Source organism: Singulisphaera acidiphila DSM 18658, from assembly GCF_000242455.2.
Classification (GTDB): domain Bacteria; phylum Planctomycetota; class Planctomycetia; order Isosphaerales; family Isosphaeraceae; genus Singulisphaera; species Singulisphaera acidiphila.
The window spans coordinates 7,731,780-7,757,318 of the sequence record NC_019892.1 but is presented as its reverse complement, the minus strand read 5'-3'; the positions used below and the strand labels follow the sequence as shown (position 1 = coordinate 7,757,318).

General features: G+C 60.5%; 18 protein-coding genes and 1 pseudogene. 8 read left to right on the top strand and 11 right to left on the bottom strand.

Features of this window, described 5'->3' with window-relative positions; translation table 11 throughout:
- The first annotated feature begins 47 nt into the window (after positions 1–47).
- From SINAC_RS30255 to SINAC_RS30240, 4 genes are read left to right on the top strand one after another with little or no spacing between them, the layout of a single operon-like run.
- Positions 48–479: a hypothetical protein gene (locus SINAC_RS30255; protein ID WP_015249360.1), complete on the top strand. Its 432-nt coding sequence runs from the start codon at positions 48–50 to the stop codon at positions 477–479.
- 28 nt (positions 480–507) lie between these two features.
- Positions 508–1,560, top strand: coding sequence for a magnesium/cobalt transporter CorA (corA, locus tag SINAC_RS30250; protein ID WP_015249359.1), 1,053 nt, complete (start codon positions 508–510; stop codon positions 1,558–1,560).
- 29 nt (positions 1,561–1,589) lie between these two features.
- Complete coding sequence (recJ, locus tag SINAC_RS30245; protein WP_015249358.1) at positions 1,590–3,356, top strand: single-stranded-DNA-specific exonuclease RecJ; 1,767 nt, start codon at positions 1,590–1,592, stop codon at positions 3,354–3,356.
- Positions 3,334–4,026 (top strand): protein-L-isoaspartate(D-aspartate) O-methyltransferase, encoded by a 693-nt coding sequence (locus SINAC_RS30240; protein WP_015249357.1) that lies wholly within the window; start codon positions 3,334–3,336, stop codon positions 4,024–4,026. Before recJ ends, SINAC_RS30240 begins: the two co-directional genes overlap by 23 nt.
- A 77-nt stretch (positions 4,027–4,103) precedes the next feature.
- Here the strand turns inward: SINAC_RS30240 and SINAC_RS30235 are convergent, their stop codons facing one another.
- The 3 genes from SINAC_RS30235 to SINAC_RS30225 form a co-directional block, all read right to left on the bottom strand.
- Positions 4,104–5,396, bottom strand: a complete 1,293-nt coding sequence (locus SINAC_RS30235) for a hypothetical protein (protein WP_237722799.1) — start codon at positions 5,394–5,396, stop codon at positions 4,104–4,106.
- A 336-nt stretch (positions 5,397–5,732) separates the two neighbouring features.
- Positions 5,733–7,052, bottom strand: coding sequence for a TolC family protein (locus tag SINAC_RS30230; RefSeq protein ID WP_015249355.1), 1,320 nt, complete (start codon positions 7,050–7,052; stop codon positions 5,733–5,735).
- Positions 7,053–7,263: 211 nt separating this feature from the next.
- On the bottom strand, positions 7,264–7,509 hold the full coding sequence (locus tag SINAC_RS30225) for a hypothetical protein (RefSeq protein ID WP_020467011.1): 246 nt from the start codon (positions 7,507–7,509) through the stop codon (positions 7,264–7,266).
- Between the two features lie 557 nt (positions 7,510–8,066).
- Here SINAC_RS30225 and tnpA point away from each other — a divergent pair.
- A pseudogene (tnpA, locus tag SINAC_RS42180) lies at positions 8,067–8,506 on the top strand (IS200/IS605 family transposase).
- Between the two features lie 58 nt (positions 8,507–8,564).
- Here tnpA and SINAC_RS30220 read toward each other — a convergent pair.
- The 7 genes from SINAC_RS30220 to SINAC_RS30190 all read right to left on the bottom strand — a co-directional run bounded on the left by SINAC_RS30220 (position 8,565) and on the right by SINAC_RS30190 (position 17,599).
- On the bottom strand, positions 8,565–9,323 hold the full coding sequence (locus tag SINAC_RS30220) for a hypothetical protein (protein WP_015249353.1): 759 nt from the start codon (positions 9,321–9,323) through the stop codon (positions 8,565–8,567).
- Positions 9,324–10,427: 1,104 nt separating this feature from the next.
- Positions 10,428–10,604, bottom strand: coding sequence for an ISAzo13-like element transposase-related protein (locus SINAC_RS42060; RefSeq protein ID WP_157579471.1), 177 nt, complete (start codon positions 10,602–10,604; stop codon positions 10,428–10,430).
- 1 nt (position 10,605) lies between these two features.
- Positions 10,606–11,766: an ISAs1 family transposase gene (locus SINAC_RS30215; protein ID WP_015244219.1), complete on the bottom strand. Its 1,161-nt coding sequence runs from the start codon at positions 11,764–11,766 to the stop codon at positions 10,606–10,608.
- A 111-nt stretch (positions 11,767–11,877) separates the two neighbouring features.
- Positions 11,878–12,747 (bottom strand): ISAzo13 family transposase, encoded by an 870-nt coding sequence (locus SINAC_RS30210; RefSeq protein ID WP_052334764.1) that lies wholly within the window; start codon positions 12,745–12,747, stop codon positions 11,878–11,880.
- 1,351 nt (positions 12,748–14,098) lie between these two features.
- The gene (locus SINAC_RS30200) at positions 14,099–14,302 is read right to left on the bottom strand and encodes a hypothetical protein (protein ID WP_015249350.1); all 204 of its coding nucleotides are present in this window, start codon (positions 14,300–14,302) and stop codon (positions 14,099–14,101) included.
- A 543-nt stretch (positions 14,303–14,845) separates the two neighbouring features.
- The gene (locus SINAC_RS30195) at positions 14,846–16,252 is read right to left on the bottom strand and encodes a hypothetical protein (RefSeq protein WP_015249348.1); all 1,407 of its coding nucleotides are present in this window, start codon (positions 16,250–16,252) and stop codon (positions 14,846–14,848) included.
- A 48-nt stretch (positions 16,253–16,300) separates the two neighbouring features.
- Positions 16,301–17,599: an acetyl ornithine aminotransferase family protein gene (locus SINAC_RS30190; protein WP_015249347.1), complete on the bottom strand. Its 1,299-nt coding sequence runs from the start codon at positions 17,597–17,599 to the stop codon at positions 16,301–16,303.
- 239 nt (positions 17,600–17,838) lie between these two features.
- Between SINAC_RS30190 and SINAC_RS30185 the strand changes: the two genes are divergently transcribed.
- Positions 17,839–18,882, top strand: a complete 1,044-nt coding sequence (locus tag SINAC_RS30185) for a Gfo/Idh/MocA family oxidoreductase (protein WP_015249346.1) — start codon at positions 17,839–17,841, stop codon at positions 18,880–18,882.
- 215 nt (positions 18,883–19,097) lie between these two features.
- On the opposite strand, the gene SINAC_RS30180 is transcribed toward SINAC_RS30185, so the two are convergent.
- On the bottom strand, positions 19,098–19,832 hold the full coding sequence (locus tag SINAC_RS30180) for a zinc ribbon domain-containing protein (RefSeq protein ID WP_015249345.1): 735 nt from the start codon (positions 19,830–19,832) through the stop codon (positions 19,098–19,100).
- Between the two features lie 382 nt (positions 19,833–20,214).
- On the opposite strand from SINAC_RS30180, the gene cphA reads away from it, so the two are divergent.
- Both cphA and SINAC_RS30170 read left to right on the top strand, forming a co-directional pair.
- Positions 20,215–22,800, top strand: a complete 2,586-nt coding sequence (gene cphA / locus SINAC_RS30175; protein WP_015249344.1) for a cyanophycin synthetase — start codon at positions 20,215–20,217, stop codon at positions 22,798–22,800.
- Positions 22,801–22,965: 165 nt separating this feature from the next.
- Positions 22,966–25,527: a M14 family metallopeptidase gene (locus SINAC_RS30170; protein WP_015249343.1), complete on the top strand. Its 2,562-nt coding sequence runs from the start codon at positions 22,966–22,968 to the stop codon at positions 25,525–25,527.
- The last annotated feature ends 12 nt before the right edge of the window (positions 25,528–25,539 follow it).

Sequence of the window (25,539 nt, the reverse complement as noted above, 5' to 3'; positions counted from 1 at the left end):
ACCGATCCCGGGACGTTGGTCTCTCGAAGCGAAGCCCAGGTGGCGGTATGCGTTGGCGTCCGGGATCCTTGAGCCTGACGATTTCGGGCCTGCTCCTCCTCTTCAACTCAGGATGCCGGGAGGAGTTGGGGCCGGAGCAATTCGAGACGACCCAAGTCTCCGGGATCATTCGGATCAGCGGACGCTCGGCCCAAAAGGACTGGAAGGGCTGGATTGAATTCATTCCCATCGACGGGACGGTCGGCAAGCTCCGCTCTGCGCCCATTCGCCCTGACGGCTCGTTCGAGGCCGATCGGGTTGCGGTGGGCTGGAATCAAATCGGTCTAGTCAATGTCCCGGTCCATCCTGACCAGGCTCGCAAATTCCATCCCTTCAGCAGTCCCATCCGGCGTATGATCCCTCATGGCCGTTCGGAGATCGAGATCGATCTCTATGTGGAAGAAATCAAGGACCAAAAGGCAGCCTTGAAACGTCCTTGAGACTCGTAAATCCTCGGGATCCGTGCCGATGAGCTCGCTTCAAGCCGAAACCGTCTCATCTGGATCAAGCGTTCCGGGCCTCCAGATCCGGGTCATCTACCGGGATGGCGGCGGCCAGATCCATTTCGATTGGCCGATCGACCAGATTCCGCACGCCTTGGAGGATGAGAAGGGGACCCTCTGGGTCGAGATCGAGGATCAGACCCAGAACGCCGACCGGCGGGTGGAAGAACTGCTCGAAGGCGTTTTCCACTTTCATCCTCTGGCGATTGAGGATGCGGTCAAAGATACCCACGTCGCCAAGGTTGACGACTGGGGGGAATACCTCTACATCGTCTTTCACACGATCGACTTCGACCCCGAGACCGATTGTGTTCGGCTCCACGAACTGGACATATTCCTTGGTCGCAATTACCTGGTCACCTATCACAACGAACCGCTGAAAATCCTCGACCAGTTGCGCCGCAATATCGAACGCGACCCGACGAACCGGCTCAAGCATGGGGCCGGGCATTTGCTCTATCACATCCTCGACATGAGCGTTGCCGAGTACCTTCCCGCCATCGAGCACCTCGATGATGCGATCGACGCCGCGCAGGACGAGGTCTTCGACCGGCCGACCCCCAGGACGCTTCAAGCCATCTTTCAGGTGAAGCGTTCGGCCCTGCGGCTCCACCGCGTTCTCATGCCGGAACGGGAGGTACTCAACCGCCTGGCCCGCGACGAGTACGACCCGGTCAACCCGGAGCATCGCGTCTACTTTCGTGACGTGTATGATCATATCGTCCGCATCCACGATATCGCTGAGAGCCTGCGTGACCTCATTTCGGGAGCCTTGGATACTTATCTCTCCGCGATCTCCAATCGCACTAACGATATCATGAAGGCGTTCACGCTTGTCACGGTCATGTTCTTACCGCTTTCATTTCTGACCAGCTTCTTCGGGATGAACTTCTTTGGAGAGACGCTCGCATTCAAGAGCTGGTTGCCCAAGCAGTCGCTCTTCATGGGGTCGTGCCTGATCATGATCGTCATGCCTGGGTTCCTCTATCTCTTCGCAAAACGCCGGGGCTGGTTCTGAGCCTTCGCCAACGAGAGGAAAGCGAGAGGATGAGCACGCGCTGGCGGCTGAGACCTCACGATTCGGAGCGGACCGCGGCCTTGGGCCGCGATGCCGGCATACCGCCGCTGGTTGCCCAGTTGTTGCTGAACCGGGGGATCGAGGAGCCGACCGTTGCTCTCGCCTTTCTCGAGTCGCGCCTCGGAACGCTGCACGATCCCGAGTCGCTTCCGGGGGTTGTTGACGCGGCCGATCGGATCATCAAGGCGGTCCGGGCTCAGAAGAAAGTCGTGATCTACGGCGACTACGATGTCGACGGCGTCTGTGGCACGAGTATCCTCTGGGCCTGCCTTCGCCTGGCGGGTGCGAAGAATGTCGATTACTACATTCCACACCGGGTCGACGAGGGTTACGGCGTCAATGCCGACGCCTTGCGGCGGCTGGCAACGGAGTCGCGGGCCGAGTTGATTATTACCGTCGATTGCGGCATTTCAGCCGTGAACGAGGCCCGCCTGGCGCGAGAACTGGGTGTTGAGTTCATCGTGACCGACCATCATACGATCGGTAACGAGTTGCCCGAGGCGGATGTCGTGGTCCATCCGCGACTGGCGGGCAGCCTCTATCCGTTCGGCGACCTCTGTGGCGCGGCGGTCGCCTTCAAGCTCGCCTGGCAGATTGCCAAGGTGTTCGGCGACGGCAAAAAAGCGTCGCCCCACCTCCGCGACTTCCTCGTGCGTTCGCTCAGCCTGGTTGCCATGGCGACCGTGGCCGACGTGGTTCCCTTGAACGGTGAAAACCGGATCCTCGTTCGCCACGGGTTGGCCGGGATGTTCGGCGAGCCGACGGTGGGGCTCCGCGCCTTGATGGAGGTTTCCGGCTGCCTGGGCAAGCGGAAACTGACGGCCGGGAATATCGGCTTCAACATGGGTCCGCGAATCAATGCGGCGGGGCGTCTCGAGCGAGCGATGAAGGCGGTTGAGATGCTCACGACCGATGATACGGTGCTGGCCCGTGAGATCGCCGAGGAGCTCGATCGTTGCAATAAGGATCGGCAAGAGCTCGAGCACAGGATCGTCGCCGAAGCCCATCAGATGATCACCGAGCAAGGGGGCTTGGGGAGCCGGGGCGCGATCGTCCTGGGACGCGTGGGCTGGCATCCCGGCGTGATCGGGATCGTCGCCAGCCGCCTCGTGGAAGTCTATCATCGGCCGGCCATTGTCGTGGCCCTTGGGGATGAGGTGGGGCAAGGGTCGGCGCGGTCGATCCCCGGTCTCGACCTCTACCAGGCGATCCACCAATGTTCCGACGGCCTGACCAGTTTCGGGGGGCATGCGGCGGCGGCCGGCCTCCGGCTTCCGGTTGCTCAATTCGCTCAATTCGCGGAGCGGTTCGAGCTCCATTGCCGTGAGACGCTGACCGCCGAACAATTGAGGAAGGCGATCACCATCGACGCCGAGGTCCCGCTGGCGATGCTCACGACGAAGGTGGTCGAGGCCCTGGAGATGCTCGAACCCCATGGGATGGGCAATCCGCGGCCGTTGCTGTTGGCCAGCGGAGTGCGTCTGCTGGGTGAGCCTCGGGTCGTGGGGGAGCGGAAGAATCATCTCCAACTTCGCCTGATGCAGGGGTCGGTGGTCGTCAAGGCGATCGCCTGGAACATGGCCGATCGGGCCAAATCTCTCGCGGCGAACACACTCTGTTCGTTCGTGTTTCACCCCTCGATCAACGAGTGGAACGGGCGTCGCGAAGTGCAACTCGAGGTGAAGGATTTTCAGCTCGACGAGGCGAGTGAGCATGCCCAGCCGCAGACCGCCTGACCCATTCCCAGGTGCCGCCATTGCGCAACAGGTCCGCCAGCGGGGAATCCATGACCCTCGCCTCCTGGAGATTCTCGCCCGCCTCTCGAGACGGCAGTTCCTTCCTCCCGACGAGCGCCGCCATGCCCTCGACGACCGGGCGATTCCGATCGGTCACGAGCAGACGATCAGCCAGCCGTACATGGTGGCCGTGATGACCCAGGGATTGGCGTTATCAGGGACCGAGCGTGTCTTGGAAATCGGGACCGGCAGCGGTTATCAGACGGCCGTCCTCAGTCACTTGGCTTCCGAGGTCTTCACCATCGAGAGGCTTGCGGAGCTCTCGTTGCGGGCGCGATCGATTCTCGATGGTCTTGGGCGTACGAACATCCGTTACTTGATCGGTGACGGCACCCTCGGCTGGCCTGCTGAAGCCCCCTTCGACCGCATCCTCGTGACCGCCGGCGCACCTGGATTTCCATCAACGCTCTTTGAACAGTTGATTGAAGGGGGACTGCTGGTGGCCCCCGTAGGTGACGAGTTTAGCCAGGAGCTTACGATCATCCGGAAGCAGAGCGGCCGGCCCGAGATTCACTCGATTATGGGATGCCGATTTGTGAAACTGATCGGGGCTGAGGGATGGGCCGATCAAGGAAGGGGAGGCCCGCTCCCTCCGAGCCTGCCGGTATGACAACGCGGGTCTGCCCAATCGCCCGGTAAGCCGGCGCGGGGGTTGCGGGAGAGTGGGAATCGCCTACCGGCCCGGGATCAGCGACCCACCGGGAGGGTCAGGAACGGTGTACCGGAGTGCTGTTGGCGTGCAAAGTCGAGTCGGCTGAGCTGGAGGACCAGGGCGAATGTTGCCTTGCTTGTCTGGTCGCGGTCGTCGATGTAGTACCAATAATCCCGGTACTTCACGGCGATAAAGGCGGTTTGCGGCGGCTTATGGCCCCGGCAGGCGTGGACGTTGAAAAGTCCTGCTGTCACGTTGCGGCTGTCGAAGGAGATTCCGTCCGGCCCGACCATTGGCCGGATGATGCCGGTGTCGAGGTGCTCGCTGGGGACTTCCACCCCGTTTGCCAGGTAGTAAAAGACTTGGGCCGTCGACCTCAGCAAGATCTTAATTTCGGCGGATTGGGGGAGAGGCATCCGCAACGGATCGGGATCGATGCCCGGTGTTACGACGATCGCGTATCTCGCCTGTCCCGGTTGCAAATGGAGGAGCGCTTCCAATTCGAGCGTGTCGGGGTGGTCGATACCTTGCGGGGTCAGGTCGAGCACCAGGCGTCGCTCCGAACGGAACAACCCCCACCCCGATCCATCCTCGCGGGGGAGGTATTTCAACCCATTCTTCGCCGCTTCGACCGCCGTGGAGCTGTCGCTGCCCGCTGTCGGCGGGGGGAGTGGGCCCGAGAGCTCGACCGGGCGTTCCTCGGCGTGGACGGTTCCCAGCCCTTGATCCTGCGCGGCTTGGAGCAACTCGGCGACTCGGCGAAACCGAGCAAAGTCGGGGACCTCGCACCGTTGCGGCCCACTTGCCGACGGGGCATTGGGGACTCCGTTGAGTCGCTCGACCCAGAGCCGGAGGACGGTGGAGACCGGCCAACTCGTCTGGCCGAGGAAGACGAGCGTATCGGCTGAGATCGGCGTCAGGAACCGCTGGACAGCGTCTCCGTCAGACGCCGGGGTCATCGTGATCGTGGGCCGGTTCGCGCCGCTGACGAGGAGATCGGGGAGGACGGAGGTGAACGTCCGGAAAATGATGTTGCTGTTGCTTGGGTTCGGGGCGATGAAGAAGGGACGAGCCTCGGCCTGCCCGGCCAGTTCGTATTGCGCCGCGATCGACGAGACATTCAGTTGGTACGGAGACTCGTCGTATCGCAGGCGGACGAGATTGCGGAGAAGCTGTTCCTCGTCAACCCGATGGATCGCTTCGTTATAGCGCCCGTGCGTCTTCTCCAGCGCCTTCGGCCCGAGGGCGCAACCCCCGCTAGCCATCCCGAACGACAGGATGCAGGCGATCATGAAAGTCGGGATGGGCCTTGACGCTGGTCTGAGCACATCACCACCCCTTAAGCTCGAGGCCTTCAAGCTTCTTCCAGGTCGATGGAGATGCTCCGTGATGACTTGACATCATCAGGAAATCGTGCAAGTCGTCAAGGTGAGTCGGTTTTCCCAGGCTGATGCCGAAACGTCTCTCCTTTTTCAGAGAAGACGGATCCGACCTGACAGGCTTCGGCGGGTCCTAATGTGACGACCATCCAGAGCCAGAGGCATCAGCCTCTGGGGATGCGATGAATTCAAATGGGAATTTGATGAATTCACGAGGGGCAGCCGGACGCCTGGGACCGGTTTTGACCGGACGCCCAAGAGTCGGACTGGCTTCACACGCAGCCTTTAAAGCAGGCCGATCACTTCCATGAGTTTGGCATGAGCCACTCGGTAGTCTGCCTCGGCGTGGAGTTGCTCCAACTCCGCCTTGGCCGTGGCGGCCTTCGCGGTCTGGATTGCAAGCGGGGACTTCGTTGCGCCCTCGGCATCTCTTCGCGCCTGAACGAGCTCGGAGGCGAGTGCCAATGCCTCGTTGGTTTGCTCGAAGTTGCCGTAAGCCTGGCGCGCCTCGAGCACGACCTTGTCGATGGTCGCCTGGACGTTCCTCTGGGCCTGGGCGGTCTGGAACTCACGCTGGTACTTGATGTGCCGCCGCTTGCCCCAGTCGACGAACGTGTAGGAGGCCGAGATCCCGAACGCCCCGAAGTTGGGCTGGATGATGGGGGCGGCGGTCTGGTTGAAGTAGGATCCGAAGATGTTGACGTCCGGCAGGAATTCGGACCGGGCCACCTGAAGCGCCGCGGCCGCCTTCTGGGATGAGGCCATCGCCTCCTGAACCTGCGGATTACAGGCCAGGGCACGGCTGGCGGCCTCGTCCGCCGAATGGACGGGAGGGGCGGGGGGCATCGGCTCCTCGAGAACGAGCACGGTGCCGGCGGGAAGCCCGATCAGGTTGTTGAGTTGCTCGGCAATGTCGACCGCCTGGCCATGCACCTGGTTCAAGGCCTGCTTCGCCTCGATCGCCGCCACGCGAATCTCGGGAGCCGGGTTCGCCTGAGCGAGTTGCTGAGCATATCCCACCTGGAGCCTGAGGGCGGTCTCGATGCGTTGGGCCCCGTGCAGGCCGTAGAACGCCTGGGCGACGCCGGATAGCAAGTCCCGAGTTCCTTTGGCCAACTGGGCCTGACCGATCTGCTCATCGGCCTTGGCGATCTTGACAGCCGCGTTGATCGCAATCAGCTTCGTGATCGGCTGGGCCAGGGTGATTGCGGCCAGGCTGCTGTCCTGGTTGACGGCGTTGACGGCAATCGACCGGCTGCCGACGGGCAAGATGCCGAGTCGCCCGGTGCGGATGGTCTGGACGACGCCGAGGTTGGAGTTGAAGTGGAAGTAGTTGACGTTGCCAAGGAGCTTGGGCAGGTAATCCGCCCTGGCTGCGGCGGTCGCCTCCCGATTCGCTTGAATGCCCAGGTTGGCAAGCTCGAGACCTTTGTTGGTGGTGATCGCCCGCTGCTTGGCATCTTCCAAGGTCAGGTGATAAACCACTTGCGGTGGGGTGAGACGATGCGGCCCCGGGAGGAGCGCGTCCTGAGCCCTTGTCGTTGCCGCGCAGGCGATCAGGCCCGCGCCGGTGGCGAGCAGGATGAGGCGATGGGGAGCCAGCATGTACCACCATCCTGGGGTCAAGCCTTCACTGACGCATCCTTGGTCCCTCGATCCCGAGGGATACTGACCCTTCCTTTGGCCAGCACGAGAAGTGTTATCGGCAGAAGCGGCGCAAGATGGGTAGGTGAAAATCGAGGCTAAGAGTTTTTGAAGCGGAGGGATCCCGCCGAGCATTCCCAACGAACCGCTAGAGTCTCTCGTCGTAAAACGCTTAATCAAGCCAGGCCGGAAGCATCTCGAGATACTCGGGATTCACCTTCGCGAGCCAGACGTACTGTTTATCGATGGACTTGGTGGAGACAACCTGGGATCCCACGATTCCACCGATGGTTCCTGAGAGGATCATAATCGAACCGATCAAGAAGATGAGCAGGAACCAGTCGGATTTGATCCAGGCAGGTCCGACCACCATCATGGCAATTCCAACCAGGATCGCGACCCAAGCCGATGCGAGCACGCGGAGTCGTCGGGTTCGATGGCGCGGGCAGAGGCCGACTTGGATCTTGGTTGTTCGCCGGCAGTGGCAAAGGGGGCCAGACGGCGGCCTCGCTGATGAGTCTCTGCACGACCTGCAAGGATCTTGGGATCGACCCCCAAGCCTACTTTGTGCGATATGCTTGAGCGAATCAGCACGCATTCGACGTGGCGGATCGAAGAACTGCTGCCCGACAGCTGGCAAGCGAAGTCGTAAAAGACTAAACGTCGGCCGAATCTCGACTTCGGAGCCGTCCTCGACAAAATCGGGGCCGATGGTGGCTTCAAGCCTGTCATTTGCGTCAAGACGGTGTTCCGAACATTATTCCATGCCTACGAACCTCCTTGAAGATGCTGTTCACAGTACTTACGGTGATCCTCTCTTTGCCCCGGAATGGAAAGGGGGGCAGGAGCCGATAATCCTGTCGGCCCCTGCCCCCCTTTCTGATTCCGGACCAAACCAAAATTTATTATTTAATGTATATTTGCATGATCTAGAATCCCTCGCCTTTAGGTGACCGCTTCTAGTAGGCTCTCGGGATGGAGCACTACCGAAAGGACCACCCACACCGGTTTGACATCAAGTTCCACCTGGTGTGGATCACCAACGTATCGCAAGAAGTTGCTGAGAGGTGATGTCGGCCTCCGACTCTGTCAGATCGTTCGGACGATCTGTGCGGAGTCGGAGGCCGACATTTTCAAGGGGCATGTCAGCAGCGACCACGTTCACCTGTTTGTCTCCTGTCCACCGCACATGTCGGCGAGTTACCTGATGCAGCGGATCAATGGGGAAGAGTTCACGACGGCTGCTGCAGGAGTATAGCCACCTCAAGAGGTTGTACTGAGGTCGGTACCTGTGAGCTCGGGGTTACTTTGTGGCGAGTTCGGGGAACGTCACCGACGAGGCCATCATGGAGTACATCCGGACGCAGGAAATGGCGAAAGGCGACGACGTCTTTCAGGTCAGCGAGTTAGAGTAACCGTTTAGCCGGGCTTCCAGCCGACTGTCGAACCCACCGCCTTCCAGGCGGCGGGTGTTCAGTATGTGATGAGGTAGACCTGTTGGCTCTGGTCGTGCACGAGATGAGCATCTGACTCGATCAATTTGATCTGACCGTTCGAGAACTCATAGGTCTCGAGTACCTTATCAATCAGAATGCCTCGACTAGTATGTTGGATCCACGGTCGGATCACAATCTGTATCAGCCAACTCCCCTCAGGAGTCCGCTTGGTATCGACCACGGCCCCGTACCAACCGATCACTCGACCGTTGTCTTGCTTAAAGGCTTCCGAATTGTTGAGCCAGCGGAAGTGATCGGTACGATTAGGAGGCTGGGGATCGCCTTTCGTCATAGCGGCTGCAAAGTCTTTCTGAACCGCCAACAACTCGCCCTCAGCGTTGGCGTCCGGAACGATCTTGGTACCCCTGTTCTCAACGCGTGCAACGGCCGCAACGTTCGTTTGCATGCCAGAGCCACCAGCATGGAAGATCGGATAACGATCGACCTTTGCCAGTGACAGGGCTTCCTTAACTTGCTGGCTTTGAATCGCATTGCGTTTCGCAACCTCGGCAGGAGAAGGGGGGCCATGTTTTGCGTATTCGGCCCGCAATCTTGCCACTTCCGCCTGGCTTGTTTTAGAACGAAACTTGAATGTAGTAGCCTTTGGAGCGGGAGACGTTTTGCTAGGCTTCTGGACCGGAAGCGTAGGAGATTGAGCGACAATCTCTCTCAATGTCTTGCCTGAGAAAACCATCCCAGACAATAGCACGGCGACAGCCAATAATCGCAAAGTCATGTGACCTCCTATTCGTTCAAAACTCTCAGTTCTTTGTAATCTCGACCTTGTAGCTGACAGGGCCGGTCTTGGCTTGTGTTGCTGTTAAGTAAATAAGCGAAATTTAAATATTTTTATATTTAAATTTATCAGTTTGTCTTGTTCTAATTGTCTGTTTGTGCTGCAGGTAAACACTATTCGGCAAATTGCTGATATCCCAAAACTGTCATTTTGTATCCGAAATCATTAACAAATAATTATTCTAAATATTCTGAAAATGATTATTTGTATTTGTGCTTAAGTTTTCGGGCAAGCCGCCGTCGAATTTTTGTGGAGTTCCGGCAGTAATTATGTATGTGACTTTTTCGCAAATCTCATACGGCCAACCGGGTGCTGGCAGTCCGCCGCACACGAGCTGAACCCGCAGTGCGGTTAGTACTGAGACATTCATCACATTCTTGTTTCAAGTTGCGTTGTCCCAGTCAACACTGTTAGCAGGTAGTTGGTCTATTGTTTTCAGATGGACGGTTGGCGCATGCGCAGGAGGATCATTGTCTACACTGAAGTGTACATATGCGACAATAGCCCGAGCTTGAAGAGTCCGTCGCCATCCATTGTCGAGCACAAAGACGACGCCTGGGTTCGCTTCCAGGCCGGTCTCCCAATCATCGCCACAAGGGTCGAGTTTCAACTCCCATTTAACAGATGAAATTAGGTCCTGACAGTTATCGATGACTGGAAGTCCGACGGGTGCTCCTAATGGTAACGGCCGCATGTACGGATTCGCGCCGTTGACACTGATTCCAGTGACCAAAGCCTGTGCTGGATGATCTGGCATAGCGATGATAAGCGAAGCGAAAAGCAAGGTGATACTGCTTCGGACTGCGTAATGGATGCCTGAAAATATAGCGTTTTCCTCGTCTTGGACGACGAAGATTAAACCTCAAGAGGTGCTTTGGTAGGAGGCTTTCCTAGGAACTGGGCAATTTATTGTGAACTGGCCGTGTTTTTAGACACCGACTGATAATGATGGTCTTTGAGTGTGAAAATGAAGGGGAACTCTAGCTTGAGGTGCGGAACTCTTCGAGTTGTGAGGGGGTTAGGGGCCGGCACCAAATAAGTTGTTCATTTGCGGTCAGCCCTGTGAGGCCAGATTGTGTAGTTCCATTGGGGTAGTACAGAGCGGGGTTTCAATCGGATCGCCGCCCTTTCCTCACGGGTTACCTTCACCCCCTTTTTGTATGCGGTCCGATCCAGGCAAGCACGACAATGGAACCCCGTCGCTGACCAGGGCCAGCGCACACTAATTCGTTGATCCGACAATGACTTGCAACAGGAACTCCTCACTCCAGCCGCAACTCCGCCGCTTCATGGCTACGCTCTCGCGGCCGGGATGTTGCTTCAACAGCGAGAGGCTGAGGCGATTCAGCCACGCCATGTTCTCTCGGAGGCACTTCTCGCGGATCCGCGATTCGTCCTCGCGATAGGTCACATCCAGAGTCCAGTGGCAGCCGTTTTCAATGCCCCAGTGCGACCGAACGGCGCGGGCGAATCGCTGCACATCAATCGCCAGGCTGCTGATGTAGTAGCGGACCTCGTCCGTCACCTTGCCGTCGCGGACCGATTCGGAGACCGCAATACCGATCGATTTCAGCCCGTTCCACGACCTGAGCCCCGGTAGGTCTTGGGGCACGGGCAGTTGAATGTAGGTCCGCGTCTCCCGACGGCCATGCCCCGACTCCACGGTCTGATGCCGGCCGGCATCCACACCCGCGAAGTCGTCCTCCCACTGCTCCAGGATGTGGTTGATGACCACCTGATGCATCGTCCCCTGGTTCCCTTTCAAGGCCAGGACGTAATCCGCCTTCCCCTCGACGATTCGCTCGGCGATGGCCTTCTGCGTCCCCATCGCGTCGATCGTGATGATGGCCCCCTCGATGTCGACCTGCCTCAAGAGCTCGGGGATGGCCGTGATCTCGTTTGACTTCTCGGCGCAGGCCACCTGGCCCAGCGACAGGCCGTACTCGCTCGCCCAGACGCTCACGGAATGCAGGGCCCCCAGGCCGTTCTTGCGGTCGTGGCTCCGCCTCGCCGTCTTACCGTCCACGGCCAGGACCGGCTGCTCGATTCCGGTCTCCGCTTCCGCTGTCGCCCGCAAGGACCGCAGCCATCCGGCGAAGCATGACTGGAAGGCATCGGGCTTCAGCGCCATGAGGACACGACGGAAGACGTCCTTGCGTGGGATGCCGTTGGGCAAGTCCAGGACTCTGACGAGGAACGCCTCCTTCATGACAGCCCACCTGGCGATCGCGGTCGGGCCGGCGGCGCCGGCCAGGATAGCCATCAAGGCGATCGCAATGACGCTGGTCAGGGGATGCTGGAGATTGATCGAGGAGCGGGGGTCCTCCAACTCGTGGAAGTGGAGTACGATCTCATCCAGGTCGACGCGTCGTGGATCCGCCATCGTTCGCTCTCCATGCATAACCAGCCGGGGAGTAAGCATGGAGAATGATTTACAAAAATATCGGCCCGGGCGCAAGCCCTACAGGTCGCCAAAACTACCTATAAATGCGCGCTAGCCCTGCGTCGCTGACCGTGTCCTCCGAATATACTTCAACATCGTCTCGTAGTTGACCAACGGCTCACCGGCCCAATTCTCGCTGATCAGGCTGAACATCCGGTGCTCGATCAGGTTCCATTTCGAGGTCCCCGGTGGGTAGTGCGTCACGGTGATGATCAACTGGAACTCGTCGGCGAAGCCTTGAAGGGCGGCCTTCCAAGCGAGCCTCCGGTTGCCATTGGCTCCGCCACAATCCGACTCAATGAGCAACCGTCGAGCGGCGGGGTAGGCCGCTTGTCCCACGGCCCGCCACCACCGGCGGATGGCGGCGACAGCGAAGGCGGCTGTTTCGTGCGACGTGCCGATGACCACATACCCGGCGTTGCGACCCACATCGTAGATCCCATAGGGGATGCCTCGCCCCGAGGCGTCCTTGGCGAAGTCGTGATCCAGCACATCCCGGTGGGTCTTCCGCCAGCACCGGCCCGGATTCTTGAAGTTGCCGACCAGTTCTTTCTTCTTGGCATCCACGCTGATGACCGGCAGCCCGTGCGTGAGATACCAGCGACGGATGCGGGTCAAGTAGCGGAACTGTCGATCCCGATCAGGATGATGGGTCCCGGCCAGACGTTTGCGATTGGTCCTCAACGAGTAGTCGTACTGGTGGAGCAACCGAGCCACAGGCTTTCGGCTGACGGCGATCCCTCGACGTCGCAGGGCCGCACACAGCGTCCGGGTCGATTTATGTGTCCACTTGAGGCCCGTCATCGGATCGCCTGCGGTCGCATCTTGGAGTAATTGATCCAAGGCTTTGACAAGGTCGGGACGTTTTTTTTTCGATCCGCTTGCGACCGCCGCCCGGCTTACGAATGCGGGTTGGATCAATGCTCTCCGGTTGGAGGAATTCGCTCCGCCCTCGACGGATCGTCGTTCGACTCAACCCTGTGATGATCGCCAGCCGTGCGATCCCTCCTCGGCCGTAGACTGTCGCCCAGAAGCCGGCGAACAACCGCCGCCACTTCTCGTCGAGGATGGCAATCAGTTGGTTGATGGCCCGATGCTCCTCAACGATGTCGGTTCGCCAACCTCGTTGGCAATCGGGACAATGGCAGACGTGGACGGCTCGGTGATCGGACTTGGACTCCATAGCCCACCCCCCGTCTATGAAGTGGAAGGAGGTGAGCCGATTGTAGCATAAAACGGTCAACTTATTCGGTGCCAGCCCCTTAGGCAAACGATACCGTACAAAAGGAGAAGGTAAAGTGCCTGTGTTTGTTTGTCAAGACTGCACTTCGCTAGAATATTACGGCTGTCAGACCATTCCGAGCTTGAAATAATCCATGCCCTCTTGCACGATTACGATGCTTACCAATCGCAATCGCAACAGGGAGGGGCGAGGATGTTTGCTGTTCAACTCACATGTTAAGGTGATGTTCAGTAGTGGAGATGTTCAGTGAAACGGCCTTGGAGGAGTCGTTCACGGCGACGGAGGGGGGATAGTAATGGGTTTGATCCGGAAACCAGGGCGGATTGCCGTGGCGGGCGATATCAAAAAATATATACACCTGTTAATTTGCTCAATTGCGATTGCCTTGGAGGAGCCGTCCTCGACGTCGAAGGGAGAGTCTGGGGCTGATTCGAGGGACCTCGGTGGTGGAGGAAACCGAAGGTCAAGAGGTTACGAGTTCGCAACGATTGGGGGCCAAGCCACTGTCCCCTGCTGGACCTGGTAGGAACGAACAGGTCTCGCGGGTGAATGCGAAAAGTCACAGAGAAAGCCAAAATCCAAGGGCAGTCCTGGAGGAAACCGCCCGGTCAAGAGAACCTCAGATCTCGTAACAATTCGGGTCTATTGACACCTGTCGCGGAGTGCGGCGATAGCGTGGAGATGCTGGGTCTCAGGCGCGGCGTTCTTGCGTTCGAAGGCGGCGGGGCCGTTCTCGAAGAACTGCTTCTGCCAGAGGCAGAACAGCGTGGGCGAGAGTTGGAGCTCATCGCAGAGATCAGGACATGGTCGATCAGATGACGCCGGAGAATGGCAGCATTCTCGACAGGTGTATAGTTCTTTCAGGGCTTTCGCATGGTGAGACTCCTGCCGAATTTTACTATAACTCGGGTAGGGCGTCTCTCCTTTTCCGTTTGAAGCAAAACAAAAATCGAGGCTAAGAGTTTTTGAAGCGGAGGGATCCCGCCGAGCATTCCCAACGAACCGTTACCTTTTCTCGCCGTGAAACGCTTAATCAAGCCAGGCCGGAAGCATCTCGAGATACTCGGGATTCACCTTCGCGAGCCAGACGTACTGTTTATCGATGGACTTGGTGGAGACAACCTGGGATCCCACGATTCCACCGATGATTCCTGAGAGGATCATAATCGAACTGATCAAGAAGACGAGCAGGAACCAGTCGGATTTGATCCAGGCAGGTCCGACCGCCATCATGGCAATTCCAACCAGGATCGCGACTCAAGCCGATGTGAGTACGCGGAGTCGTCGGGTTCGATGGCGCGGGCAGAGGCCGACTTTGATCTTGGCTGAATAGCGAACGAAGCCCCCCACAATGATGTAGAGCAACGGACTAATTAATAAGGTTAAGTACCAGACTGGAGGGTGCCAGTAAAGCTTGCGCGTGAGACGGTAGTGATTCGCGGGGAGATTACATTTGATGCAACGATCGGGAAGACTCGCCTTTTTCGTCAAGACCAAAAAGCGACCGGCCCGCCAGCAACCCTCATCATCGGGAGAATCGAACGCTTGGTCCAAGAATTTACTGTCGGACGGTGCGGAGAACTCAGGGGCTGCATAAGGATTATCGTCATGCATAGATGAAGGTCCCCTTGACCAATGACTTTAATGGGGTCAGGAACCGAATCATAATCCGGGAGTTCTGAAGTGGCAACCGGCTCGATGCTTCGCTCGATTCAGGCGGACGCCCGTCGAGATTTCGACGGGCGTCCGCTCGAAAAAGGAGGGCAAGTTTACTGATCAATGCAGGCGAGGGTCCGTTGCGGCGATGATGGCGCTGACGGCCTGCTGATTGAAACCTTTGTATCCCTCGCGGCGTTGGAGGTCCTCGAGGTGGCTGCCCAGCGCGCCGCTGCGAATGAATTTCGCGTGTTGCTCGGCGGTGATCCAGCCGTTGGCCAGGCACCGGTCGGCGCGGTGTTTGGCGACCGGCCAACGTTCTCCCGCAGTAAACGCCTGGCGAAGGAACGGAAAATCGGAGAACGGCGCCATGACCTCGATGCCCGACTCCGCCTTGAGATCCTGCCGCAACGCATCAAAGTCGAATTGGGCTTCGAGGTGGTGCATCCCCGCCTCGAGGATCGATTCGCCGTGAAGGCCGACCCAGAGTCCGACCGTGTTGGGCCGGGGTAGGTCGGGCAGGGCCGCGTGCGCGAAGTCGTAAGCGGCTTCGTCGGGGGCGAGGTCGAGGTCGGCGAAGATCACGATCCCGGTTGTCGGGTGCTCGAGAACCTGCGCGCCCCAGCCTGCGTTTTCACCCGCGTGGAATCGTTCGCGAAGCAGGAAACCGAGCCGCTCGAACATTCGGATCACGCGAGGGAAGAATTGGCGCGAGCAGCGAAAGGTGTGGTGGTCGTGGTTCGCCCAACCGAGGCCGAGGCGGTCTTGCCGGCTCTTCTGGACCTGTGCGGCCCGGTTGCGCAGCTCCCAGTTCTCGCGCTCCACCTCGAAGATGAGGTGACAGGCCAGGTCGACCGATCCGGCCAGCTCGATGACCTGTTCCAGGGTCTGCTCGGTCGCGTCGAAGCCGTCGGCATCGTCCGCAAACCGGCGTTTTCGCCCTTTCCAGAGGTCGCGAGCGGCCAAGGCATCGCGGGCGGCGTGCGGACGCATCCGTCCCTCACGCGCGAGGTCGCCCGGAAACGGGTCGAACCCTGTGTACCCCCGGCGCTCGACCACCTCGAGATCGGTCCGTTCGCCCGGAACGCGTCCCACCCGGTACGGCCCAAGCACATAACCGCGGACGTCGAGGCCAAGGTCGAAGGCCCTCGAGAAATCGGCGATCGATTCCACCTTGATCGCGAGCGAGCGCACTTCCAACCCGGAACCGGGCGCAATCGCCAGCCGAGGGAAAATTCCGCCGTCGTGAGCAAAGACGGGGACGCCGACTGCGTAGTCCGTGGCCTGACGTTTGAAGCCGAGCTTGCGGAGCTGCGACCCGAGATCCCCTTGACCGGAGATGACCAGATGGTCCACCCAGTCCTTGAAGCGGGTGCTTGTTTCGACCCGCATCCGCTCCGCCAGTGTGGCAGCGAACGCGTTGCCGGCCACGGCTTTGTCGATGAGGTTGTCGACAAATGTTTCTGTTTCCGGCCACCGTTTCCACTCGAATGTGGGCGGAGGCGGGGGTGAAGCGACTTGTGACATGTCCTAACTCCAACGTGATCGAAATGGCAAACGTTTGTTTTTTTGCGTTTAGCTCGTGTGGAATCGGGATGTTGAATCGGTTGCGGACAAGGCTGCGCCGAACAATCCGAGGCCGATTTCCACCTGGCGGCGGGACAGGCACAAGGGGGGGCAGAACCGGACCGTGCTGGGGCCGCACGGCAGGAGCAGGAGGCCGCGATGAAAGGCCAGATCGACGATTCGGTCGCGAAGCTCGGGATCGGGGGCCCCGTCGTTCTGGATCTCGACACCGATCATCAGCCCGAGCCCACGGACCTCACGGATGAACGGATACTGGCCAGCCAGTTCTTCGAGCCCTGCGCGAAGGTGCTTGCCCTGCCGTTCGGCATTGGCCTGGTACTTTGCCTCGACCAGGTTCAACGTCGCCAGGGCCGCTGCGCAGGCGACCGGGTTCCCACCAAAGGTCGAGGCGTGGCTGCCGCTCGGCCAATCCATGACGTCGGCCTTGGCGACGATCGCGCCCAAGGGGAGACCACTGGCGAGTCCCTTTGCGAGACAGACGATGTCACCCACGACATTCCAATGTTCCGAGGCGAACATTTTGCCGGTACGACCGATCCCCGTCTGCACTTCGTCGAGAACGAGCATGATGCCGTGCTCGTCGCAGAGCTTCCTCAAGCCGGGCAGGAAGTCGGGTGGGGGAAGAAGATATCCCCCCTCACCTTGAATCGGCTCGACGAAAATCGCGGCCAACTCGTCGGCGGGGCAGACCGTCCGGAGCAACGCGTGAACGCTCTCGAGGTCGCCGTATCGGGCGTGATGGACTTCGGGGACCAGCGGTGCGAAGCCGCGACGTTGCATCGGCTTCGAGGCGCTGAGGGACATGGCGCCATAGGTCCGACCATGGAATGCATGCAAGAAGGCCATGACCCGTGGTCGCCCGGTGTGGCGACGCGACAACTTGAGGGCGGCCTCGACCGACTCCGCGCCGCTATTGGTGAAGAAGACTCGTTTGGCCTCGTCGCCGGGGGCGAGCTTGGCGAGCCGCTCCGCGAGCTTGATTTGCGGAGTGTAGTAGAAGTCGGTCCCCGACATGTGGAGCAGCCGGCTGGCCTGGGTTTTGATGGCGTCGACCACCGCGGGGTGGCAGTGCCCCGTCGCGGTGACGGCGATCCCCGCCGTGAAATCGAGGAAGCGGTTGCCGTCGATGTCCTCGATCATCGAGCCTTTGCCGCGACGAACGACAAGCGGGTAGGTCCTGGTGTAGGAAGGAGACATCACCTGGTCGTCGCGTGCCAGCCATTCGCGAGCACGAGGACCGGGGAGTGGGCCCAGGATCTGGGGATCGTCACGGTGAAGGGCGATCATGCGTATTTCCTAACAGAGGTCTTGCAGAGGTCTTGGCGAATTCCGCCTCGCCACGGCGATGAACTAAAATGCCATCCTTATATTCTACGGAGAGTATCAACTCTTTTTATCGCGGAGCGATGATGTTAAGGCTCGTGGCGAGGTCTTGATGCTCTATACTGAGCCAACGAACGCGTCGAAGCTGAGTCGCCGGTGAGGCGATTTCGTCGCAACCCGCAGGGTCGTTGGGAAGTCACGTCATGATCGAAACGGTCGTCGTGGGGTATGGCCTGGCAGGCCGGGCGTTCCACTGTCCTCTGATCCGGCGTCAAAACTCGCTAAACTTGCACGGGGTCGTTGCCCGCTCCCCCGCCGTCCGCGCGGAGGCGGTTGCCGCCTGGGGAGTCGTCGGGTACGCCGGTTTCGAGGAGGCGCTGGCCGATTCAAGAGTCCAGCTCATCGTCCTGGCAACCCCGCACGACTCTCACGCCGAGCTTGCCGTGCGCGCCCTGGAGGCAGGGAAGGATTGTGTGGTCGATAAGGTCATGGCCCTCTCCGAAGCCGAAGCGGACCGGATGATTGCGGCGCGCGACGCTTCCGGCCGGATGCTCTCGGTCTTTCAGAACCGGCGATGGGATTGGGACTACGCGACGCTCAAAGCGGTTCTTGCCCGGGGCCTCATCGGTCAACCGCTCATCATCGAGAGCTCGGTCTGCCGCCACACACCGCCCCGAACCTGGCGTGGCGATGTGACGCAGGCGGGCACGATCCTTCATGACTGGGGCGCGCACCTCGTCGACCAGGCGCTTCAGCTTGGGTTGGGCCCATGCCGACGGCTCTCCGCCTGGATCACGCCCGCCCCTTGGCCGGGAGTAAACAGCGGAGGACATGGACGGATCGCCTTGGAATTCGACAACCTCCTCTTTCAGGTTGAGATGAGCCGAATCTGTCGTCTCGAACGTCCCCGGTGGTGGGTTGTCGGGACCGAAGGCGGTTACGCGAAGTTCGGCATCGATCCCCAGGAGGATGCCCTCCGCGCCGGCGACATCGACCGGGCCGTGGAACCCGCGAACCTCACGGCCACGATTCGCCGGGAAACGGCCACTGGTGTGGTTGACATGCCCGTCGAGACGGAGAAAAGCCACTGGGATTCGTATTACGCCAACATTGCCGATCACCTCGAGGGGCGGGCTCCGCTTGCGGTGACAGCTGAACAGGCCCGCGACGTCGTTCGGATTCTCGATGCCGCGGTGCAGTCCGCAAGCGAGCATTCGGTGATTGCTGGACCATGGGGGGGCGACTGAGTATCTGTCTCGGAAGGTCAGGTTTCACCGGGATAATGAAGGACGTTGGAGTGCCACGGGTTCCGTACTCGGAACCCGGGCGCCCCAGGCCAAGGCTTTCCCGCATGGGTTTCGAGTACGGAACTGCATGGCACCCGGTAGATCAGCAAAAGCTCCGAGGGGATTCGACTTCTGGGACAGACTCTGATTGCCTTGGGGAACTTGCTTCCAGGTACTTACAGAGGGCGGGAGGCCGCTTGGAAGGTCTGGAGGCCGTCGAGTTTCCAGGTTCCCTTTCGGTCGAGAACCCAGTGGAGTCTCAGGTCGATGGGCTGCTGCTGTGCGGATGTCGCGGTTGTGGTTGTCGAGGCGGCGGCGGTGGCGATCGCATTGACGTGCCCCGCTTCCCCCGCTGGATAGATAAATGCTTGTGCTTCTCCCTTGCGCTGATTGTGATCCTCGCCGATCACCATGACTTGAATTCTGGCTTCGCGGCTCTTCCACTGCTCGCGATTTTTGACGAGTTGGGGGTGGACGGCGTCGAACCAACGGACGACGTCGTCGATGGTCTCGGATGTGGCGATCTGCTTGAGATAGATCAGGTCGTCGTTGGCGAACCGTTCCGCGGTTCGCTGGGCGCTATCCGCGAGACTCTCGGGCGGCTTGGTCAAGAACAGAAACAGGCCGACGACGACGGAAAGGGCCGCGGCCCCCACCCCGAGCGATCGGGGGGAAACCGTGGGGAGGCTTTCCGTCAGGCCTTCCAGTGACTCGAAGCTGGGCAGGTGGAGTCCTTCGTGGTGACGAGGCTCGGCTTTCGGCGGTTCGACGTGGGGTTCTCCCACCAGAGCCCGTCCCGTCGTGTTGACGTGAAAGACGATGTGGCATTTCTTGCAAGTCAGACGCGTGTTGATTTTCTCACGCGGGATCGATCCCGCCCGTCCACAACTCGGGCAAGCCAATTCAATCATCGAAATTGCTCCCGAAAAGGCTGGCGTACGTCGTCCAGATCCGATCCCTCCGGGGGAACAAGGGAAGCTGCACGCTCAGTCTACTTCGATCAGAAGACCGATGTAAGAGAAATCACTGGAAGTTTTAGAGCTATTGACGTGATGTGTGTGTAGATGGAAGACGAGTCCGTTCGGACAGGAACGAAAGCTCGGCAGGCTTCGATCCGTGGGACGCCGGAAGAAGCGATGTGGTGGCGTCGATCCCAATCCGTGGTCCCTGAACATCGCGACATGCAATCGTCCAATCAAGGGAGGATCCCGAATTCCCCGGCGCGGTCCTCTTTTGGTAAGATCTAACGGCCGGCCCGATTCTCGAGCAACGTTGGATCAGTAGGGAAACGGAATGATTGTTCGGAAAGTCCTGGCCTTGCGCGGACCCAATCTCTGGACCCGTGTTCCTGTACTCGAAGCGTGGTTGGATCTGGCAGGCCGCCAAGGGAGGCAGACCGGCGAGATCCCTGGTTTCTTGGATCGTTTGATTCGATCGTTCGCCTCGGCCGATTCCGGCCTTGATGAGGTTACCGAACGGCTGAAGCAAGAGAGGGATCTGGAAGGGGTGGTGGCGCTCCTGATCTTGGAGCTTCAGCGGCGGTCTGGTTCGGACGTCGCCTTCTTGGCCTGGCGACCGCCGGCCGAGGATGGGGTTGCCCGGCTGGCCGTGCAGTATCAAGAAGAGGAAGTGGGGCGTGCTGCGCTCGCCTTGGCCTTGTCGTTGGTCGGCAGTGCGCTTGACGATCGTCCGTTTGATCTTCGAACCGAGCTCGAACGGTTGCGCACGCTCACTCAACAGGTCAGGATCGGCCCCAATTCCGCGCCGATCGCGGCGGCGGCGAGGGCGCGAGGGATTCCTTTTCGCCGGCTCAACACGGATAGCCTGATCCAGTTCGGCCACGGCGTCCGCCAGCGACGGTTCCAGATTGCGTTCACCGATCGGACGAGTGCGATCGCCGAGTCGATCTCCAACGACAAGGACCTCACCAAGGAGATGCTCCGGGCGGTCGGTGTGCCGGTCCCCCAAGGTCGGCCCGTCTCGGACGTCGAGGATGCCTGGGCCGCCGCGCTCGAAGTCGGGCTTCCGGTCGTCATCAAGCCGTGCGACGCCGATCATGGCGATGGGATCACGCTGAACCTGAACACACGCGAGCAGCTCACGGCCGCTTACGCCGCCGCGCTCGAGGTCAGCTCCAACATTATGGTCGAGCGGTTCGCTCCAGGCGCACACCATCGGATGCTCGTGGCGGGCGACCGAGTCATTGCGGCTGCTCGACGCGACTCGGCTCAGGTCATTGGCGACGGAATTCACTCCATTGCCGAACTCGTCGAGGAGGTCAACCGCGACCCTCGTCGCGGTGACGATGCGTCTTCCCCTTTGAGAAAATTCCCGCTCGACCCGATTGCCCTCGGGGTTCTTGCCGATCAGGGCTTTCAGCTCGACTCGATCCCCCCGCCTGGAGCACGGGTGTTCATCAGGCGGAACTCCCATCTCAGGGACGGTGGGAACAACGTCGATGTGACCGACCAGGTTCACCCTGAGGTCGCTGCCCGCGTGCTCGACGCGACTCGGGTCATTGGGCTCGACCTCGCTGGCCTCGACGTCGTGGCCGAGGATATCGGACGTCCCCTTGAAGAGCAGGGGGGCGTCATCCTCGAAGTTAACGCAAGTCCCTGGCTGAGGCAGCATCTCAGACCTTGGCACGATCCTCCTCAGCCCATCGGCGAAGCCATTTTGACCTCGCTCTATCCCGAGGGGGACGACGGGCGGATCCCGCTCATCGCCGTCACCGGGACCAGCGGTAAGACGACCACGACCCGGCTGATCGCCCACCTCTTCGCCGAGGCGGGGCGGGTCGTCGGCATGAGCACGACCGACGGGATCTACGTTGCCGACCGGCGCATCGAGACCGGTGATTGCAGTGGTCCCCAGAGCGCTCGGACCGTGCTGCTCAACCCGCTCGTGGAAGTGGCCGTCCTCGAAACGGCTCAGGGGGGGATCCTCCGCGAGGGGTTGGCGTTCGACCGCTCCCACGTCACGGTGGTCACGAACCTGGGCGAGGGAGACCATCTTGAGCTTCGCGGGATCGACACCCTCGAGGAACTGGCGCGGGTCAAGCGGACGACCGTCGAAGTGGTTGCCGCCGAGGGCGCGGCCGTGCTCAAGGCCGACGACCCGCTTGTTGCCGCGATGGCCGACCATTGCCCTGGAGAAGTGATCTGGTTTGCTCGCGATGCCGAGCATCCGGTGATCGTCCGCCATCGCAACGAGGGGGGACGTGCGGTCTTCGTTCGCGACGGTGCGATTGTGCTGGCCAGGGGACTGGAAGAGGAGTCCCTCGTTTTACTGGCGGATGTGCCGATCACCCATCAGGGGCGCGTCGGGTTCCAGGTCGAGAACGTGCTGGCGACGGCCGGAGCGGCCTGGTCCATCGGCCTGTCCCGCGAGTCGATCCGGTCGGGCTTGGCGTCGTTCGCCGGTGATCCGATCCAGATGCCCGCGCGGTTCAACCTCTTCGAGGTCAAGGGGGCGACGGTCGTCATCGACTTCCCGCACAACGCGATGGCCCTCGAAGCGTTGATCGACACGGCCGAGTCGTTGCCCCACACGCGCCGGGTTCTCGTGTTCGCGGGCTGCAACCGCCGTGACCTGGACGTCGTCCGCCAGGGGGAGGTCATCGGTGACGGCTTCGACCGGGTCATTCTCTATGAAGACAAGGGGAACCAGGATCGCCAGGACGGCGAGCTCAATATTTTGCTCAAACAAGGGCTGAGGGGTCGTCCTCGGATCAAGGAACTGGTCGAAGTGGCAGACGAGAACCTTGCGATCGAGCAAGCGCTTCGCGAGCTGGAGCCGGGCGACCTCCTTATTATCGGCGTCGAGGCGATCGAGCGATCGCTTGAGTATGTTCAGCAGTGGATGGAAATAAATTTGTAACGACTCATGGAGTCGACGGGCGTTGGCCACGACCATTTGATCCGAGGTGCAACGCTCCCGCCTGCCGCGACGCCGCTTTGGAACGCACTCGATTCGCTTGTCCTCGGTTCCAGCCGATCAATCACGTTCGCCGCCGCGTCAGACCTCAAGGAGCGTGCTTCGACCATGCCAAGCTCTCGCCAAGTCGTCCTTGTCTGGCTCCTCCTCGCCGGTTTCGTCTTGCCTTGTGCGGGGGCCGATGTACCGAGCCCGGAGGCGCACCTGGGCTATCGGCCGGGCGCAGACTTTCATCTCGCGGCTTGGCCGGCCGTGGTCGACTACTTCCGCGAGGTGGATGAGGCGTCCGACCGCGTCTTGGTTCGCAACCTGGGCGAGTCGACCGAGGGCCGCCCCTATATCGTGGCTGTGGTCTCCTCGTCCGAGACGATCAAGGATCTTCCCAAGTACCAGCAGTTCCAACGCCGATTGAGTCACCCCGGCCTCACGGCGACGACGGAGACGCCCGATCCGGTTGCGGAGAGCAAGCCGGTCGTCGTGATTACCTGCTCGATCCACTCGACCGAGACGGCCTCGACCTTGATGGCGATGGAGCTGTTGCACGAACTTGCCTCGAAGGACGACCCTGCCACGCGAGCGATCCTCGATTCGACGATCCTCTTGCTCGTCCCCTCGGCAAACCCCGACGGAGTGGACAAGGTCGCGCACTGGTATGAGCGGTCGAAGGGGCATCCGTGGGAAGGGAGCGGCCTGCCCGAGCTTTATCATAAGTACGCCGGGCACGACACGAACCGAGACTGGTTCATGCTCAACCTGAAGGAGACCCGGCTGCTGACGCAACTGCTCTACCAGGAATGGATGCCGACAATCCTCTACGATGTCCATCAAATGGGGAGCCGAGGCGCCCGCCTGTTCGTTCCCCCTTTCTACGACCCGATCAATCCCAACCTCGACGCGCGGATTCACCAGTCGATCTTCATGATCGGTGCACATATGGCGGGGGATCTCGCCGCCGCCGGCAAGCAAGGTGTGCTCACCAACGCGATGTACGACAACTGGTGGAACGGCGGGAACCGAACCACTCCGCAACGGCACAACATCGTGGCCGTTTTGACCGAGGCAGCCAGCGTCCGGATGGCTTCGCCGATCTTTCTTGAAAGGGGCGACCTCTCCGGCGGGTCACGAGGGTTCCGCGACCACGCGCCCACCGTCAACTTCGTCGATCCCTGGCCCGGCGGCTGGTGGCGCTTGCGCGACATCGTCGACTACGAGCTGATCTGCGCCCGGTCGATCCTGACCCTCGCCGCCAGCTATCGGCAAACCTTTCAGACCAATCTCCAGGCCATGGCGCGCAACGCCACCCGGAAAGGAGAGAACGAACCCCCCTTCGCCTGGGTCGTTCCCCGCAATCAGCGCGATCCCGGAACGGCGAGCGAGCTGGTCCGGATCCTTCACGCCTCCGGGATCGAGGTGAGGCGGGCGACTCAGCCGTTTCAGGCCGACGGCGTCTCCTACGAGGCGGGAGCCTGGATTCTGCCCGCTGCTCAGCCCTATCGGAGTCACCTCAAGGACATGATGGAGCGGCAGGTCTATCCCTCTCGGTTCACGGCGGGAGGGGTGCCCGAAACTCCCTACGACGTGGCCGGTTGGACTCTGCCGCTTCAGATGGGCGTTCAGGTGAGTGCTGTCGGGACACGATTCTCGGCCGATTCCGAACCGCTCGAGCGGATCGAGCTGATCCAGGGCCAACGCTCGGGGGAGAGCGCCCCGAAATATTTCGCCTTAGGCAATCAGGCGAACGATGATTTCGTGGTTGTGAATGCGTTGCTGGATGCCGGTGTCATCGTCAAGGTGAACGAGGCGAGCGGCCACCTCTCGTTCCCGGCCGATGCCCAGGCCGAAGCGGTGCTCAGTCGAGTCTTGCCGACGGTCTCGAGTCAACTGATCGGCCATGCGAATGATCCCAGCCCGAAGTTGTCGAGGGAGCTCCGACGCGGCCGAATCGGCGTCTATCAGCCCTGGGATTCGAGTATGGATGAAGGCTGGACCCGGCTCGTGCTCGAAAAGTTCCGGATCCCGTACACCACGCTGCATAATGCCGAGATTCGCGCAGGGGGCCTGAAGGAGCGGATCGAGACGCTGGTCATCGCTTCGATCGAGCCGCGAACCTTGTCCCAGGGCTACTCGGAAGGTCAGACCGAGCCGAAATACGTGGGGGGATTGGGGCCTGAAGGAGCGGCTGCCTTGCGGGCGTTCGTCGAAGCGGGGGGAACGCTCGTCTGTTTGGAGAACTCCTGTGACTACGCGATCACCGAGTTCGCCCTTCCCGTGGTCAACGTGTTGAAGGGGGTGAAGTCGTCGCGGTTTTATGCGCCCGGCTCGATCGTCCGTGTCACGCGAACCGGGACTTCTTCCTTGACGCGAGGCGTCTCCTCGGAACTCTCCGCATACTTCGACCATTCGCTTGCGTTTGACGTCCCGGAGAACGTCCAGCGGCCCGGGAAAGTTGGCTTACGCTACGCCGGCAAGAATCTGTTGGAGAGTGGCTGGTTGCTTGGCCCTGAAGTCATCCAAGGCAAAGCCGCGCTCGTCGAGTTCAACATCGGCCCCGGCCGAGTCGTTCTCTTCGGCTTCCCGCCCCAGCATCGCGGTCAGCCGCACGGAACCTTCCGGCTCCTGTTCAACAGCTTTTACCGCGAGGAAGACCCTTCGGGCCAACCCCCCAAGTAATCACATCGATCG